Annotated in this window: 15 protein-coding genes; 4 read left to right on the forward strand and 11 right to left on the reverse strand. The window is 73.3% G+C overall.

What is annotated here, in order from left to right:
• Nucleotides 1–49: 49 nt before the first annotated feature.
• The 5 genes from P696_RS0104935 to P696_RS0104955 all read right to left on the reverse strand — a co-directional run bounded on the left by P696_RS0104935 (nt 50) and on the right by P696_RS0104955 (nt 3,198).
• Complete coding sequence (locus P696_RS0104935; protein ID WP_026411448.1) at nt 50–523, reverse strand: DUF2752 domain-containing protein; 474 nt, start codon at nt 521–523, stop codon at nt 50–52.
• 129 nt (nt 524–652) lie between these two features.
• Nucleotides 653–1,333, reverse strand: coding sequence for a winged helix-turn-helix transcriptional regulator (locus P696_RS58690; RefSeq protein ID WP_026411449.1), 681 nt, complete (start codon nt 1,331–1,333; stop codon nt 653–655).
• A 12-nt stretch (nt 1,334–1,345) separates the two neighbouring features.
• Complete coding sequence (locus tag P696_RS43365) at nt 1,346–2,101, reverse strand: Trp biosynthesis-associated membrane protein (protein WP_064743898.1); 756 nt, start codon at nt 2,099–2,101, stop codon at nt 1,346–1,348.
• Nucleotides 2,098–2,487, reverse strand: a complete 390-nt coding sequence (gene hisI / locus P696_RS0104950) for a phosphoribosyl-AMP cyclohydrolase (protein WP_026411450.1) — start codon at nt 2,485–2,487, stop codon at nt 2,098–2,100. Before hisI ends, P696_RS43365 begins: the two co-directional genes overlap by 4 nt.
• Nucleotides 2,488–2,991: 504 nt before the next feature.
• Complete coding sequence (locus tag P696_RS0104955) at nt 2,992–3,198, reverse strand: cold-shock protein (protein WP_018657218.1); 207 nt, start codon at nt 3,196–3,198, stop codon at nt 2,992–2,994.
• A 1,719-nt stretch (nt 3,199–4,917) separates the two neighbouring features.
• Between P696_RS0104955 and P696_RS43370 the strand changes: the two genes are divergently transcribed.
• The 4 genes from P696_RS43370 (at nt 4,918) to P696_RS0104975 (ending at nt 11,354) form a co-directional block, all read left to right on the forward strand.
• Nucleotides 4,918–6,831, forward strand: a complete 1,914-nt coding sequence (locus tag P696_RS43370; RefSeq protein ID WP_211245663.1) for an ABC transporter ATP-binding protein — start codon at nt 4,918–4,920, stop codon at nt 6,829–6,831.
• Entirely contained in the window at nt 6,828–8,612 is a 1,785-nt protein-coding gene (locus P696_RS43375) for an ABC transporter ATP-binding protein (RefSeq protein ID WP_034483294.1), read from the forward strand. The genes P696_RS43370 and P696_RS43375 overlap by 4 nt, the downstream gene beginning before the upstream one ends.
• Before the next feature lie 194 nt (nt 8,613–8,806).
• On the forward strand, nt 8,807–10,120 hold the full coding sequence (locus P696_RS0104970) for a HEAT repeat domain-containing protein (protein ID WP_245627508.1): 1,314 nt from the start codon (nt 8,807–8,809) through the stop codon (nt 10,118–10,120).
• Nucleotides 10,121–10,184: 64 nt separating this feature from the next.
• Nucleotides 10,185–11,354: a winged helix DNA-binding domain-containing protein gene (locus tag P696_RS0104975; RefSeq protein ID WP_026411452.1), complete on the forward strand. Its 1,170-nt coding sequence runs from the start codon at nt 10,185–10,187 to the stop codon at nt 11,352–11,354.
• Nucleotides 11,355–11,466: 112 nt separating this feature from the next.
• Here the strand turns inward: P696_RS0104975 and P696_RS0104980 are convergent, their stop codons facing one another.
• The 6 genes from P696_RS0104980 to P696_RS0105005 form a co-directional block, all read right to left on the reverse strand.
• On the reverse strand, nt 11,467–12,528 hold the full coding sequence (locus tag P696_RS0104980) for a hypothetical protein (RefSeq protein WP_026411453.1): 1,062 nt from the start codon (nt 12,526–12,528) through the stop codon (nt 11,467–11,469).
• Between the two features lie 97 nt (nt 12,529–12,625).
• Nucleotides 12,626–13,795: a hypothetical protein gene (locus P696_RS0104985; protein ID WP_026411454.1), complete on the reverse strand. Its 1,170-nt coding sequence runs from the start codon at nt 13,793–13,795 to the stop codon at nt 12,626–12,628.
• The gene (locus tag P696_RS43380) at nt 13,788–14,402 is read right to left on the reverse strand and encodes an RNA polymerase sigma factor (RefSeq protein ID WP_051466872.1); all 615 of its coding nucleotides are present in this window, start codon (nt 14,400–14,402) and stop codon (nt 13,788–13,790) included. Before P696_RS43380 ends, P696_RS0104985 begins: the two co-directional genes overlap by 8 nt.
• A gap of 251 nt (nt 14,403–14,653) precedes the next feature.
• Nucleotides 14,654–14,917: a Rap1a family protein gene (locus P696_RS0104995; RefSeq protein WP_026411455.1), complete on the reverse strand. Its 264-nt coding sequence runs from the start codon at nt 14,915–14,917 to the stop codon at nt 14,654–14,656.
• 61 nt (nt 14,918–14,978) lie between these two features.
• Nucleotides 14,979–16,166: a hypothetical protein gene (locus tag P696_RS0105000; RefSeq protein ID WP_026411456.1), complete on the reverse strand. Its 1,188-nt coding sequence runs from the start codon at nt 16,164–16,166 to the stop codon at nt 14,979–14,981.
• Nucleotides 16,163–16,837, reverse strand: a complete 675-nt coding sequence (locus P696_RS0105005; protein WP_245627574.1) for a sigma-70 family RNA polymerase sigma factor — start codon at nt 16,835–16,837, stop codon at nt 16,163–16,165. The genes P696_RS0105000 and P696_RS0105005 overlap by 4 nt, the downstream gene beginning before the upstream one ends.
• Nucleotides 16,838–16,858 lie beyond the last annotated feature (21 nt).

A 16,858-nucleotide genomic window follows, 5' to 3' on the forward strand; every position in this document is an offset into this window, starting at 1 on the left:
GGGCGGCCTCCGAACCGCCCTTCCAGCGCCATTCACACCCGAACTCCACTCATGGGGCCAGGACGTGCGCGAACGGCAGATTCCGGACGACCCAGTACACGATCAGCAGCCCGACAACGCCCGCGAGGGCGCCGCGCCGCAGCAGAACGGACGTGACCGGCTCGCCCCGCGCCGCGCAGTACGTCCAGCGCGCCCAGAGGTAGCCGACGACCGGCATCAGCAGGAACGCGAGCGGGTTGAGCCCGAACGCCGTCCCGACGTGCCCGTGGGTCAGCGAGTTGACCATGCGGAGCCCGCCGCAGCCCGGGCAGTAGTACCCGGTCAGGAACAGGAACGGGCAGGTCGGGTAGTGGCCGGGCGAGTGCGGGTCGACGAACGTGACGACCACGGTCGCCGCGGCGGCCGTCCCCAGGACGGCCAGCGGCGTCCACAGCCGCCGGATCGCGGGCGGCGCGGGCCGTCCGCCGTCCGGAGGCGTCCCCCGCCGTGCGACGCCGACCACGTCAGGTGTCCCCTGGCTCACCGCACCAGCCTAAGCCGAACCCGCCCCGGAGTTCAGGCGCCCGACCACGAACATGCCCACCGAGCAGCCCCGACCTGGCCTCGAAGGGGCGGACGACCAGCCCCGTCCGGGCGGTCAGGCGTCCGGGGGTCAGGCGTCGAGGCGGTAGCCGACGCCTCGGACGGTGCGGATGGGGCTGACGTCGCCGAGCTTGGCGCGGAGCTGGGCGATGTGGACGTCCACGGTGCGGCTTCCCGCGCCCGCGCCCGGCCCCCACACCGACTCCAGGAGCTGCTCGCGGGTGAAGACGCGGCCCGGGTTGCGGGCGAGGTAGCGGAGCAGGTCGAACTCGGTGGCGGTCAGGGTGACGTCCGTGCCGTCCGCGTCGCAGGTGCGGGCGGCGGTGTCGAGGACGAGGCCACCCGCGCGCAGTTCCCGCGTCCCCTCGGAACCGCCATGCCGCAGCGCGCCCGCGACCGCGCGGACCAGGGCGCGGGGGCCGAACGGCCGGTCCAGGCGGTGCGCGCCGAGGTTGCGGGCGAGGGCCGGGTCGATCGGGCCGACGACCGCGACGACGCGTCCGCCGGGCGGGCCCGGACGGGCGACCAGGGCCGAGGCGACACGGCGGTACAGATCGACGGGCGTCGTGGTGGTGGACAGGTCGAGGACCACCGCGTCCGGACGGAACCGGGCGACGGCGTCGGGCGCGCCCGACGCCTCGAGTTCGACCTCGACCCGGTATCCCTCGCGCGTCAGGCAGCGCCGCTGGAGCTCGGCCACGGCGGGATCATGCTCGACGACCAGGACGAGTTCACCCGCGCCACCGGCCACTCCGCTCCCGCCTCACCGACGCCGCGAGGCGGCGTCGGTCGAGGCGGTGTCGTGCGAGGGGTCGTCGTGCGAGGGGTCCTTGCTCTGTTCGCGATCCGCGCCGTCGTCGGGGTCGGCGCCGTCGTCGGGGTCGGCGCCGTCCGCGAGATCGGTGGGATCCTCGCCGCGGTCGAGGGACTTCCAGAGGGCGGACGCGTCGTCGCCGGACGCGGCCGGTTTCGCGGCCCTGCCCGTGCCGGTGCCCGTGGCGTCCTGGCCGGTCCCCGGCTTGGCGGCCTGCTCGGGACGGGCGTACCGGGCCGACAGCCCGGGCCAGCGCGAGCCGCGCACCAGGACGATCAGCCCGGCCGTCGCGAGCAGCACGCCGCCCGCCATCGACAGGCCCCACCAGGGCTCGACATGGACGACCGGGTGCGCGCCGAGCTTCATCAGCGCGCTCTTCTCCCCCGCGACCTTCGCGACGTGCGCGGGCCGGGAGGCGGTCACCGACGTCACCACGACACCGGCGCCGAACAGCGCGAGCAGCAGCCCGACGCCCGCGCGGATCCGGCCGGACACGGCGAACAGCGCGGCGAGCCCGGCGAGCCCGGCCCAGCCGAGCGCGGACGCGAGCTGCCCGACGTCGTGGCCGGTGAGGTGCTGGGTGAACGGCGTGATCGCGTCCTGGGCGCGGACCGTGGCCCAGCGCTGCCCGGAGGCGAGCAGGGTCAGCCCGGCCCCGGCGGCGCACACCAGCGCCGCGACGCCTCGTTCCCGCGCGGGGGTCACGGCCGCTCGGCGGGCCGTTCGCCGACGACGGCGTCGAGGACGTCGGCGTCGAAGCAGGTCCGGTCGCCGGTGTGGCAGGCGGCGCCGACCTGGTCCACCTTGAGGAGGATCGCGTCACTGTCGCAGTCGAGCGCGACCGACTTGATCCACTGCTGGTGGCCGGAGCTCTCGCCCTTGACCCAGTACTCCTGGCGGCTGCGCGACCAGTAGGTGGCGCGGCCGGTGGTGAGGGTGCGGTGCAGGGCCTCGTCGTTCATCCAGGCCAGCATCAGCACCTCGCCGGTGTCGTACTGCTGGGCGATGGCGGCGACGAGCCCGTCGGCGTCACGCTTGAGCCGCGCGGCGATCTTGGGATCGAGTCGAGACTCGGAAGGGGCAGCGGACATGCGTCCATTCTGCCGCAGGCCCCGGGCCGTCCGCGTCCAGGTCCCGCTTTCCCTCACCCTTCCTGGTCACGCCCTTGGGCGGTGGCGGGGCGGGGCGCGGCCTCGGCGTGACGAATAGCACACTGAGAGTTCGCGCCTCGAGTCGATTGCGACGCCGTTTCTCTCCGGCATGCCCGATTTCCCGTTGCGTGCCCGGAGCTTCCGACGGCATCCCGAGACTTCTGTGCGCTTGGAGGCCGATTCCCTGCGGAGCCGGGGCGCGTTCCGCACGAGGCCGGAGGCGTGTTCGTGCGGAACCGGGAGGCGTGTTCGGTGCGGGACCGGAAGTGTGCTCGTGCGGAACTGGGGGCGTGTTCGGTGCGGGGCAGGCGGCGTGTTCGGTGCGGAGCCGGGAGGTGTGTTCCCTGCGGAGCTGGAGGCGGCGCGGCGGGGGCGAGGAGGGCCGGACGCAGCGCAGCCCGCGTTCCGGAAGGGAAACGCGGGCTGCGCGGACGACTACGGGTGTTACAGGGGGACGACCTGGTCGGCCTGCGGACCCCGGTTACCCTGCGTCACCTCGAACTGGACGCGCTGGTTCTCGTCCAGCGTGCGGTACCCGGAGGACTGAATCGCCGAGTAGTGCACGAAGACGTCGGGGCCACCGCCGTCGACGGCGATGAAGCCGAAGCCCTTCTCGGCGTTGAACCACTTCACGGTGCCCTGCTGGGGCATGTCTTTCTCCTTGCGGCAAAACGTGGGCCCACACCTCGCGAGCCCAGCGCGGCTGCTAGCGGAACGCCCTCGCCCCCCGGGAGGTCCCGCAGAAGCCAAAACGCCCGCTGCCATCAGTCCGCGGGCGTCCGTACAAACGATCGAGAACCACGACTGCAACCGACTGGACCACCGTATCACCGGATCCGCGTAAAACGCAGGAGCCACAACCTTTCGATCGCCGCCCCGAGCGGGGCCGCACCGTGCGACTCATCGGGCGAACACCTGACGGACATCCGCCCATCCGAGTTCGGTGCTTGTTCGGTGCCGGGGAGAACGCGGATTGTCGCTGGCCAACGAGGAGATTCACGCGATTCCGGACGGACGGGGCACTGTCCGGGCGCCCTCTGGAAGGGAGCCGGGAAGCGGCTTGCCAAGGGGACTCGCCGAATCGTAAACACCGAAAAGTTCCGCCGAGAGCGGAGCGGACGGTACCGGAACCACGATGCGGACGGCCCGGTACCCCGAAAGCGACCGGGTGGTCAGGTTCCACAGGGGCCCGGCGCGGGGCCGCGGGGCCCGACCGGCCCGGCGTACTAGGAGATACCGAACCTCTGGAACCTCTGGAACCTCCCGAGCCACAGCGGCTCCGCGACCCGATATCGGCGGATCCACTCGAAGCGGTTCCGGCGGGGTCGCCGCCCGTCCGTCCGGACCGTCCGACTGGGGTGCGCACGAGGAAGGGCCGGAGCGCCGGGAACCTGTCTCCGATGGAACATTTTTAAGGACATAGCGGGCAATTTTTATGCGTTGACGACGAGTTCCCGCCATGGGCGCGCATGCCGAGGGCCTCTCCTTCGAGGCGTGCACGGCGGATGTCCTCACGGTGAACAAAGAAGTCGGCGGCGCTCGCCATTCTGTCGACGTCAAGAAGAGCGTCCGAAGGCCGACTCGGCCGCCGCCCCGATTCCCCCTCCGTCACTTCACCGAACAACCCGCCGCGGGCCACCGCCGAACGTGGACCTTCTCGGCATGGCCGCCGGGGCGTCCCACCCCGAGCGCCGGGGCCCGTCGCGCCGTCCCCCCGGACGACCCGGACCCCGCACGTCAAACCCCGCAAAGCAGGACGAGCCGTCCACCCTAGGCCCCCAGGGCGCCCGACGCCTCCGCAGCCCCTGCTGGGTGGGCGTTCGCGAGGCGCGAGGGGCCTTCACGGCGGCCTCCGGAACGGCCGTCCGGGGCCCTGGCGAGGCGGCCCGGGTGATCAAGCCGGGAATACCCGATACGCCCGGATGGTAGGGATAGTCGCGCCCCACAACCCTCCGGACCCAAGGAGCCCTCGTGCCAGCAGGCTCGTCCCCACGCGGAGCCTCGTCCCCCGAGCAGGCGACACCCGACCCCGACGCCCCGACCGTCCTGAACGGCACGGCCGTCCCCGACGCCGCACGGGAGAGCCGCGTGGCGGTGGACGACGATGCGGTGAGGGAGGACACAAGCACAAGGGAAGACGGTGCGGGGGCGGACGCCGACGTCGCTCCGGCGGCCCCTGGTGGACCAACGGCGGACGCCTCGGCAGCGGCCGACGGAGCTGCGGCGGACGCCTCGGCAACCGCTGACGGAGCTGCGGCAGACGCCTCGGAAGCCGCTGATGGAGCGGTGGCGGACGCCTCGGCGGCCTCTGACGGGGACGCGCTGGGGGCCGGGGGCGCGTCGTCGACCGGGCAGATCCTGCGGGAGGGGATGCGGGTCCTGGGGGTGGCCATCCGGGCGGAGCCCCGGGTGTTCACCATCTCGGTGCTGGCCAGCGCCCTGTACGGGGCGATGACCGTCGGGACGGCGCAGGCGCTCGGATGGGCCACCCAGCACACCGTCCTGCCGGCGTTCGAGAGCGGGCACACGACGGCGGGGGCGCTGGCCGGCGCCGCGCTGGTGATCCTCGGGGTGGCGTTCCTCAAGGCGCTCGGCGTGGGCGGACGGCGGTTCTTCGCCGGGCTCATGCAGTACCGGATGCAGGCCCGGTACCGGCGCGCGGTCACCCGGCAGTACCTGAGGCTGCCGCTCGCCTGGCACCAGCGGCATCCGACCGGGCAGCTGCTGTCGAACGCCAACGCGGACGTCGAGGCGGCGTGGGCTCCGCTCGCTCCGCTGCCGATGGCGGTCGGCGTGGTGTTCATGCTGCTGGTCGCGGCCGTGTCGATCCTGCTGACCGACCCGGTGGTGGCGGTCGTCGGGTTCCTGGTGTTCCCGGCGATCGCGCTGCTGAACGTCGTGTACCAGCGGCGGCTGGCGCCGGTGGCGACCCGGGCGCAGCAGCTGCGCGCCGAGGTCAGCGAGGTCGCGCACGAGAGCTTCGAGGGCGGTCTGGTCGTCAAGACGCTGGGCCGCGAGCAGGCCGAGACCGAGCGGTTCGCCGCGCGCGCGGACGCGCTGCGGGACGCCAACATCGCGGTCGGGCGCGTCCGGGGGATGTTCGACCCGGTGCTGGAGGCGCTGCCGAACCTGGGGGTGCTGGCCGTCCTGCTGATCGGGTCGGTGCGGCTGGAGTCGGGCGCGATGACGGCCGGGGACCTGGTGCACGTGTCGTACCTGTTCACGCTGCTGGCGTTCCCGATCCGGTCGCTGGGCTGGGTGCTGGCGGAGGTGCCGCGCAGCGTGGTCGGCTGGGACCGGGTCCGGTCCGTCCTGGACGCGGGCGGGTCGATGCCCTACGGGGAGGCCGAGCTGAAGGCGGGGGCGCCCGCCGCGCTGCGGGTCGAGGCCGTCCGGTTCGGGTACGAGCCGGCGGAGGGCGCGCCCCCGGCGGACGTGCTGCGGGACGTGTCGTTCGAGGCGTCCCCCGGGCGGACGGTCGCGGTGGTCGGGCCGACCGGGTCGGGCAAGTCCACGCTGACCTCGCTGCTGGTGCGGCTGGTGGACCCGGCGGACGGGTCGGTCCTGCTGGACGGCCTGGACGCGCGGGACGTCCGGGCGGGCGGCATCGCCGCGACCGCCGCGCTCGTCCCGCAGCAGACGTTCATGTTCGACGACACCGTCCGCGGCAACATCACGCTCGGGCTGGACGTCCCGGACGAGCGGGTGTGGGCGGCGCTGCGGCTGGCGCAGGGCGACGGGTTCGTCGCGGCGCTGCCGGACGGCCTGGACACCAGGATCGGTGAGCGGGGCGCGACGCTGTCCGGAGGGCAGCGGCAGCGTCTGGCGCTCGCGCGGGCGGTCGTCCGCAGGCCGCGGCTGCTGGTTCTGGACGACGCGACCTCGGCGGTGGACCCGCAGGTCGAGCAGCGGATCCTGGCGGGCCTGCGCGAGTCGGAGGAGAGCGGCGCGGCGACCGTGGTCGTGGTCGCCTACCGGAAGGCGACGATCGCGCTGGCCGACGAGGTCGTGTTCATCGAGCACGGGCGCGTCTCCGCCCGCGGGCCTCACGCGGAGCTGCTGGAACGCTCCGAGGGCTACCGGAACCTGGTGAACGCCTACGAGCGGGCCGAGGCCGAGCAGGACGCCCTCGACGCCGAGGCCGAGGCCGCCGACGACGTCGGTGACGGCGACGGCGACGGCGACGGCGACGGCGACGGCGACGGCGACGGCGACGGCGCGGGCGCGGGCGCGGGCGCGGGCGAGATCGTGGAGGAGACCGGCGGAGTGGGAGAGCGGGCATGACGGCGCTGAGTGAGTCCGCCGCGCGCGAGAGCGCGCTGAGCACGTTGCGGCGGGGGCTGCGGATCAGTCCCGAGTTCCGCGCCGGGCTGGCCGGGACGCTGCTGCTGGCGCTGGTCGCGACGGCGGGCCGGATCGTGGTCCCGGTCGCGGTGCAGCAGGTGATCGACAAGGGGCTCGGGAAGAACGGCGCGCACCCGGACCTGCCGTTCATCCGGACGGCGGTGGCGCTGTGCGCGGTCGGCGTCCTGATGACGGCCGTCAGCGCGTACCTGATGAACGTCCGGCTGTACCGGAGCAGCGAGACGGGGCTGGCGGCGCTGCGGGTGAAGGCGTTCCGGCACGTCCACGACCTGTCGATGCTGACGCAGAGCGGGGAGCGGCGCGGCGCCCTGGTGTCCCGGGTCACCGGCGACGTCGACCAGATCAGCCAGTTCATGCAGTTCGGCGGGCTGATGATCATCGTGTCGGCGGGGCAGCTGGTGGTGGCGAGCCTGCTGATGGCGGTCTACTCCTGGCCGCTGATGCTGATGGTGTGGGTGTCGTTCGTGCCGCTGGCGTGGGCGCTGCGCCGCTTCCAGCGGATGATCTCCGGCGCGTACACCAAGGTGCGGGAGCGCACCGGGGACCTGCTGTCGGTGGTCAGCGAGAGCGTGGTCGGCGCCGCGGTGATCCGCGCGTACGGCGCGGAGGAGCGCACCGCCCGCCGGGTGGACGAGACGGTCGACGCGACCCGGTCGGCGCAGACGCGCGCGCAGGGGCTGATCGCGATGACGTTCCCGTCCAGCGAGCTGGTCGCGGCGCTCGCGACGTCCGCCGTGGTGGTGTGCGGGACGCTGCTCGGCCTCGGCGGGCACCTGACCGCGGGCGAGCTGATCGCGTTCCTGTTCCTGGTGACGCTGTTCGTGTCGCCGATGCAGACCGCGACGGAGGTCCTGAACGACGCGCAGAACGCGATCGCGGGCTGGCGGCGGGTGCTGTCGGTGCTGGACACCGAGCCGGACGTCGCCGACCCGGGCGCGGACGGCGAGACGCTGCCCCGCGGCCCGATCGAGGTCGAGTTCGAGGGGGTCGGGTTCGCCTATCCGGGCGGGCCGCCCGTCCTGCACGGTGTGGACGCGCGGATCGCGCCGCGCTCGCGGATCGCGATCGTCGGCGAGACCGGGTCGGGCAAGACCACGTTCGCCAAGCTGCTGACCCGGCTGATGGACCCGGTCGAGGGCGAGGTCCGGGTGGACGGGGTGCCGCTGCGCCGCGTCCGGTTCTCCTCGCTGCGGGAGCGGATCGTGATGGTGCCGCAGGACGGGTTCCTGTTCGACGCGTCGCTGGCCGACAACATCCGGTACGGGCGCGCGGACGCCTCGGACGCCGACCTGCGGCTCGCGCTCACCGAGCTGGGCCTTGCGGACTGGCTGGACGGCCTGCCGCAGGGCCTGGCGACGCCGGTCGGGCAGCGCGGCGAGTCCCTGTCGGCGGGTGAGCGGCAGCTGGTCGCGCTGGCCCGCGCCTACATCGCCGACCCCGACCTGCTGGTGCTGGACGAGGCGACCTCGGCGGTGGACCCGGCGACCGAGGTCCGCATCCAGCGCGCCCTGGACGGTGTGACCCGCGGCCGGACGGCCGTGTCGATCGCGCACCGGCTGTCCACGGCCGAGGCGGCGGACGAGGTGATCGTGTTCGACCAGGGGCGGATCGTCCAGCGCGGGCCCGCGTCCGAGCTGGTCAAGGTGCCCGGCGTGTACGCCGACCTGCACGCCTCCTGGGTGGCCCAACGCAAGATCTGACCCGGCCCCGCCCCCTGCGAGCGTCTTGTGAGATTGCTCGCGGGGGTGGTCGGCGTGCGGGTGGCCGGGGGGCGTGTCGTGGGTGCTCGGGGCCCGTCCGGCAGGGGGTTCGGGCGGTGGCGGGTGGGGTACGGACGGGTCGCGAGCCGGGAAAGCACTTGCCCGATATCTGGTCGAGTGCGCATTCTGCTGGGGTGAACAACGAGGTCGTGGTGGAATCGGCGGGCACGCTGCACGGGCAGCTCCAGCGTGGACTCGGCAGGGCTGCGCGCCGTGCCGCCGACCGGCGTGGCGCCGGCGAGTACGTGTACGACTGTCTCCGGCGGGATCCCCGATGGGACCGGCGGTCCGAGTCACGCGGCCTGTACTACGCCCGGTTGATGGTGGATCTGGAGCTTCCGGTCGGTCCGGTCGCCGACCATCTGTTCGACCCGGCCGACCTGCTGGAGGAGGACGCCCGGTCGACCGGCCTGCGGGTCGGGCTGGCGCTGGAGACGCTCGCGGACCTGGTGCGGCTGAGCCGCCGGGAGGCCGCCGAGCCGCTGCGCCGGTACGCCGACGAGGGCGCGCACTGGTTCGAGGCGCTGAACCTGCTCGTCGGCCTGCGGGACCCGGCGCTGACCTGGGACCTGGACGATCTGGTGGACGGCCGCTGCGACGACCAGGACCTGGCGCATCTGGTCTGGGACGTGGGCAACCCCGTCCTGGAGATGTGGGCGGCGCGGAAGCCCCGCGTCGCGGCGGCGCTCGCGAAGCAGCGTGAGCAGAAGGCGCGGCGTCCTGTGGGACGAATGCGGGGCCCACGGGACCGTTTCGCGCGCGCGGGAGGGGCCGCCGGGGCGGGCGGCGGTGAAGGCGGGCCCTCCGACACCGAGTTGGTCGAGTTGGCCCGTCAGGGCGACGACACGGCCGTCGCGGCCCTGTTCGAGCTGGGCCGCAGGCGCGTGCCCGCGTTGCTGGACCTGGCCGAGGAACTGCTGCCGCAGCGCAAGCCGCGCTGGATCGGCGCCGTGGGAAGGGCCGTCGAGTTCTACGGTCCCGAGGCGCTTCCTCGTGCGCGCGTGTGGGCGGCGTCCCCTGGTCCGTGCGCGTATGTCGGCCTCCGCATGATCGCCAACCACGGCACACGCCAGGACATCCCCCTGCTCATGGACGAGCTGACCGACGCGCTCGACCGGGACGACTGGGGCGCGGCGGCCGAGCCCGTGGAGGGTCTCGGCAGGCTCCGCGCCGGTCAGGCCGTCCCGCTGCTGAAGTCCGCCTGGACCGACTCCGAGTACGCCTTCCTCCGCCGCCGCATCCTGACCGCGCTGATCCGCACCGCGCCGCACACCGCCGAGTCCTACACCGTCGAGGGCCTGTGGGACTGCGAGGAACCCGTCCGGCGGACGGCGGCGGAGTTCGCGCCGATCACCGAGGAGACCCGGACGCGGCTGCAGCGCCTGGCGCACGACGTCCCCGAGAGTCCCGAGGTGCGCGCGCCCGCCGCCGCCCGCCTCGCCCACTGAACCGCTCCCAGGGTCCTCGCGCGTGATCGGGACGCGCGCGGAGCGGCGCGACTAGACTTCGCTCATGCGTTCGATCAGCACCGCCGAGCGGCGGGCCCGGCTCGGCATCCGGCACCGGCTCGCCGCCGGGGTCCGCACCGAGGACCCCCTGGCGGTCGCGCGGTCCCTGACCGCGCTGCACGCGACCGACCCGGCGACGGTGTTCCTGCAGGTCGCGGCACGTAGCCGCACCGCCGAACCGGGTCATGTCGAGAAGGCGCTCTACGACGACCGGACGCTGCTGCGGCTCCTGGCGATGCGCCGGACGATGTTCGTCGTCCCGACCGACTTCCTTCCGGCGCTGCAGGCGGCCGTCGGCGACCAGCTGGCCGTCAAGCAGCGCGGACGGTACAGCAAGCTCATGGCGGACGCGGGCCTCGGCGACGGCGACCTTCCCGGCTGGCTCCGCGACGTCGAGGAGTCGACGCACCGGGCGCTGCTCGAGCTCGGGGCCGCGACCGGCGCGCAGCTCAGCGCCGCCGAACCGCGGCTGCGCTCGCAGGTCCTGATGGCCCCCGGCAAGTCCTACGAGAGCAGGACCGCCATCACGACGTGGGTGCTGGTCACGCTCGGCTGCGAGGGACGGATCGTCCGGGGCCGTCCGAACGGGTCGTGGGTCAGCAGCCAGTACGTCTGGTCGCCGGTCGAGACGTGGCTGCCCGGCGGCGTGCCGTCCCTGCCGGTGGACGAGGCGCGCGCCGAGGTCGTCCGCCGCTACCTGCGCACGTTCGGCCCGGCGACCACCCTCGACGTCAAATGGTGGACGGGCTGGACCGTGGGCGAGGTGAAGAAGGCCCTCGCCGGGCTCGACACGGCCGAGACCGACGCGGGGCTCGTCCTCGCCGACGACCTCGAGCCGGTGGCCGCGCCCGAGCCGTGGGCGGCGCTGCTGCCCGCCCTCGACGCCACGCCGATGGGCTGGAAGGAACGCGACTTCTACCTCGATCCCGGACACGTCCCGGCGCTGTTCGACCGCAACGGCAACATCGGCCCCACGGTCTGGTGGGACGGGCGGATCGTCGGCGGCTGGGGCCAGGACGCGGACGGCGCGGTCGTCTTCCGGCTCCTCGAGGACGCCGGTTCGGACGCGAACACCGCCGTCGCCGCCGAGGCCGAACGAATGTCCACGTTCCTCAACGGCGTCCGCATCACCCCGAGATTCCGAACCCCCCTGGAACGCGAACTGTCATCGTGAAGCTCGCGGGCGTCCGCGGGGAGCGTGTGTCCGCGGGGAGCGTGTGTCGGCGGAGAGCGTGTGTCGGCGGAGAGTGCGTCCGTCCGGCGCGGAGTTCGCGTGGGGATGGGCGTCAGGGTTCGTCTCGTCCGGTGGGGGGCGTCCAGTGGTCGTGCGGGCGGCTCCGGGCGCGACCGTTCGCCCATCCCGCCTGCCGGACGATCTCGTACCGCCACAGGTCTCCCGGACGCAGGTTCGCGTTGCGGGTGCCCGGGGTCACGACGACGTCCTGACCAGCGGCGAGTCGTCCGTCGGCCGGGTCGATGAGCAGTTCCGAGTCGATCGTCCCGTTCTCGGGCGTCGCCCTCCGGAGCGCGACGCCCTGGAGCCGCCGTCCGGTCGCGTCGGCCGCCGTGACGGCGCGGACGCCGCGCAGGCTGGCGAGGAGACGATAGGTGGCGACGCGGACGTCGTCGTCGACCGGAACGTCCACGAGCAGGACTGAAGCGCCGCTGTACAGGTACTCGTCGGTGCTCCGGATGCGCTCGTGCCCGCTCCGCGCCGCGTGGTTGAGCAGCGCCGCCCGCAGTTCCGCCGGGTCGGCGGGGAGGCGGCGCGCCTCGTCGACGCCGAAGTCGAGCGCGGACCCGCCGCCCGCCATGCCCGGTCCGGGGGAACGGGCCGGTTCCCCGGTGTGCAGGGCGCCGGAGCCGGGCTCGCCGTCCGCCTTCCACTCGGCCTCGTCGGCCGGGCTCGCCGGACGCACGGTGACCTGGTCGTCCGACCATTCCGAACTCCGCACCCGGTCCTTCCGCCGGACCGGTCTCCCCTGGCCGTCCCGCGCCGGGAGGGGCTCGTCGGCCGAGGCGAGGAGGTGGGTGTCCTGCTCGACCCGCACGGCGTACTTCACACCGGGGCGGCCGGGTGAGCGGACGACGACGGTCTCGCCGACGGACGACCTCCGGTACCAGAGGTCCCCCTTGCCGGAGGTCTTGGCCATGCCGTCGGCGGCGGCGAGGAGGAGCCGCGCCGCGTCACTCCTCTGGTACTCGACGGGCTCGACCTCGTAGTGGCGGGGCGCGTCTCGGAACATCCCCGTGAACTGGGACAACGCCGTCACGCCGGTCGCCACGACGACTCCGAGGAGGAGCAGGGACCCTGCTCGGCGCGGCGTCGCGTCCTGCGACCTGGTCATCGCGGCTCCTTCGCTGGGGGCGGGGGCTGACACTCCCTGTTGCCCGCACCCCGCCCGACCCTTCGCAGGAACACCGCCGCCCCCGCGCGGACGGACGTCAGGGGTTGTCCGGCATTTCGGGGGTGGGCCGCTTGGGGAGGAGACTTTCGGCGGGCCGGTCCGTCCATCCCGCCTGCCGGACGAGTTCGTACCGCCACCGGTCCCCCGGGCGCAGGTCCGCGTTGCACATCCCGGGGGTCACGACGACCTCCTGGGCGGCGACGAGCGTTCCCGTCGTCGGGTCGATGAGCAGTTCCGAGTCCATCGTCCCGTCCTCGTACGTCGTCGTCCGGAACGCGACGCCCTGGAGCCGCCGTCCGGTCGCGTCGGCCGCCGTGACGGCGCGGACGCCGCGCAGGCTGGCGAGGAGACGATAGGCGGCGGTGCGGACGTCGTCAGCGACCGGAACGTCCACGAGCAGGAACGACGCGCCGAAATAGAGGTACTCGTCGGGGTCCTCAACGCGGGTGTGCCCGACCTTCACCGCGTAGTTGAGCAGCGCGGCGCGCAGTTCCGCCGGGTCGGCGGGGAGGCGGCGCGCCCCCTCCACGCCGAAGTCGAGGACGGGACCTCCTCCCTTCTCCGGTCCGATGGAACGGCTCGGCTCCCCGCCGAGGTCGGCGGCGTCGGGTTTCCCGTCCGCCTCCCACTTCGCCGCGTCGGCCGGGCTCGCCGGACGCACGGTGACCTCGTCCCCGTACCATTCCGTGCTCAGCACCCGGGGTGTCCTGCCGTTGCGCCTTCTGAGCCCGTCCCCCATCGAGAGCGGCTTGGGTGAGGCGAGGAGGTAGGAGTCCTGCTCGACCTGCACGGTGTACTCCACGCCGGGACGGATCGGTGAGCGGACGACGACGGTCTCGCCGATGGACGACCTCCGGTACCAGAGATCTCCCTTGCTGGGGGCCTTCGCCCTGCCGTCGGCGGCCGCGAGGAGGAACTGCGCCGCGTCCCCCTTCCGGTACTCGATGGGCTCGACCTTGTAGTAGGGGTTCACGTCCCGCCAGAACCCCGTGACCAGGGACAACGCCGTCAGGCTGGTCGCCGCGACGGCGCCGAGCAGCAGCAGGAACCCGGCTTTCGGAGGTTTCCCGGGGGCGAGCGCCCTGCGGCGTCCGCCCCCTTCGCGGGTGATCTCGTCCATCAGCAGGGATCGGGCGGCGGCGCGGGCGGCGTCCGAGGGGGCGCGCTCCGGCTTGTGGAGAGCCGCCAGGACTTCGAGGTCACGCACGGGATCCCCCTTGGGGCGAAGGCTGCGTCTGCGGAAGGTACGCCGGTGGGCGGTGCACCGCCGGGAGGGCGGCCCGGATCTGGTTTCTGGCGCGATTGAGGCGCGAGCAGACCGTCCCGTAGGCGATGTCGAGGGCCTGGGCGGTCTCGGGGTAGCTCAACTCCCCCAAGGCCACCAGGAGGAGGACGTCGCGGTCCCCGTGAGCGAGTTCGGCGAGGGCCGCGCTGAGGGTGCCGTCCCCGGCGGCGAGGGCGCTCACGACCCGGTCCTCGTGGCCTTCGACATGGCCTTCGACGACGTCCCGGCTCTCCATGCGGGCCATCGCGCGGTACCGCCGCATCTCGCCGCGCCGGTGGCGTCCGATGAGGTTGGTGGCGATCCCGTAGAGCCAGGGACGGGACGAGTCGCGGGAGACATCGAACCTCTCGCGACTGCGGAACGCGATCAGGAAGGTCTCGGCGGCGATGTCGTCGGCGGCGTCGGCGCCGAGTCGCCGGTCCACGTAGCGGTGGATCTCCGCGTAGTGGCGGTCGAAGATCTCGGCGAACCGCTCCGGGCGGTCCCGTGAGGCCGCGATGATCTCGCTGTCGGACGCGCCCGCCGTCACCGGTGCGGCGTCACGTTCTGTGGCCTGGTCATCGCGGCTCCTTCGCTGGGGGGAGATCGGGGCTGACACTCATGTTTGCCCGCAGCCCGCCCACCCCTTCTCCGGAGGATCGCCTCGTTTCTGAGGGGCGTCGCGCGATGGTCCGGTGATGCGTTCGTGGCCGTTGGGAGGCGTGACCGGCCTCGTGGGGTCTTCGTTCGCGCGTGGGGCGGTGAGTCGGGTGTTCTCCCGGCTCACCGCCCCCGCTGGGCTCAGTGGGGCCGGACGGGCTCGTGGGCCGACTTGGCCGCGCGGTCGATGAGACCGGCGATGACCTGGGCGGTCTCTGGCGGGTGTTTCGCCAGCCAGGCCAGGACGGCCCGGTCGTACTCCCCGAGCTCGATGTCGTGCTGGGCGCAGACCGAGAGCAGAAGGTCCTGCGTCCGGGCGCGCATCACGCCGCGCTTCCCATGTGAGGCGTAGATGTCACGCACCTCTGTGTAGGCGTCGTGCTCGGTCTCGTAAGGTCCGCTCATCTCAACCTCTCCCCTTGTCTCTACCTATTCTTCGCCGCAGCGGGATTCTTGTTCCGCTATGTCAGCGGACCTTCGCGAGATTCATGTCCTTGCCGTCCTGCCACACCAGCCAGTCGCCCGCCGCGAGGACCCGGCCGGGCCAGGTGATGCGCCGTCCGGTGCGCAGGTCGTAGACGAACGAGCCGACGCGTCCGAGCGCGTCGGTCACGGTGAAGGCGACGACGTCGCGGCCGAGGGTCAGCTGTCCGCCCTTCCCGACGTCGAGCGCCTCGGGGAGCCGCACGTACGAGGTCACCGCGTTGTGGCCCGCCTTGACGGTGCTGAGGGACCGGCCGTTCACCCAGACGGCCGTCGTCGCGTTGGCCGCGCTGTACAGCAAGGGGGCGCCGCCGTCGTCCAGCCTGATCGAGTCCGAGATCGGGAGCGGCCGGGTTTCCGCTTTTGTGGGAGGTCCGGACGTGAGGTCGTACTGGAGTACTTCGCCCCGGTTGTTCACGGCGGTGAGGCGCGTGCCCCAGAGGGCGACCGGGGTGGCCCCGTCGAGTCGGAGCGCGTCGTAACCGGACTTGGACCGATCCTCGGCGACCTTCTGGGCCGGGCACCTGCCGCTCACCTGCACCGCCCCGGAGCGCAGCCTGACCACGGCGCTGACTCCGTCGGTCCAGACGCCGGAGGCGTTGGACGCGTAGGACGTCGTCCGCTTCCCGGACGCGTCCACGCACGTCATCTCACCCCGCGCGTCCACCAGGACCCTCGCCTGAGTGGACGTCCCGTACGCGACGGCCTGCTTCACGTCGGGTCGTTCAAGGCTCGTCGGCTCGGGCACCGGCGCGCTCCGCAGGCCGTCACCGCGGGACGGGCCCAGGAGCCACAGTTTCCGGCCGAGCAGGGCCATCACGGAGCCGTCCGGGGCCAGCGCCACCGGCATGGCGGGCGTGGGTGCCGTGTCGCGGATCGCGAAGGGCGGTGGCGGCCCCGTCAGGTCCTTGGGGTCGCCCACGGCCTCGACCAGGGAGCTGGAGGCCCCCAGGGCGGGGCGGGCCCGGTGGGTGGTCCCCTTGCCGGTGGTCAGGGCGACCAGGGGCGCGATGACGAGGGCGGACGTGACGGTGCACGCGATGAGCGCGCGCCGCCGGCGGTCCGACCGGCGGACGCGGCGCTGGTTCTCGGTGGCGGCGTCCGGGGTGGGGCGAACGGTCGCGGCCTGGGTCTCGAACGCCGTTCTCAGGCGGTCCTCGATGTCGTTCATGCCTTGTCCTTGAGCTGTTTGCCGAGCGCGGTGACGGCGCGCGACGCGTGGGCCTTGACGGTGCCGACGGCGATGCCGAGGGCGTCGGCGGTCTCGCGTTCGGTGAGGTCGAGCCAGTAGCGGAGGACGAGCACCTCGCGCTGGCGGCGTGGGAGGGCGTCCACGGCGCGGAGGAGTTCCCGGACGTCCTCGCGGTCCACGGCGGCCGACTCCGGGGTGCCGGACGCGGTGGGGGGAACGGCGAGCTGGGCGTGCCGCCGGCGCGCCATGCGCAGGTGGCGGAGACGGCTCCGGGACGCGTTGCAGACGCTGGCGCGCAGGTAGGAGAGCGCCGCGTGCGGGTCGCGGAGCAGGCGGCGTCTTCGGTGGAGGCGGACGAAGGCGTCCTGCGCGACATCCTCCGGGTCGTCGGCGCCGAGCAGCGCGGCGAGCCGGACGAGACCCCGGAAGTGGGCCTCGAACAGCTCGTCGTACGGCACCTCCTCGGAGGGCGGCACGGCGGCGTCCTGCGCGACATCCTCCGGGTCGTCGGCGCCGAGCAGCGCGGCGAGCCGGACGAGACCCCGGAAGTGGGCCTCGAACAGCTCGTCGTACGGCACCTCCTCGGAGGGCGGCACGGCGGCGTCCTGCGGGAGGGGCCCGATGTCGTCCTCCGCCATCAGTTGTTGCATCACGGACCAGAGACGAAGCAG

Source organism: Actinomadura oligospora ATCC 43269, assembly GCF_000518265.1.
In the GTDB taxonomy this organism is placed as follows: Bacteria; Actinomycetota; Actinomycetes; order Streptosporangiales; family Streptosporangiaceae; genus Spirillospora; species Spirillospora oligospora.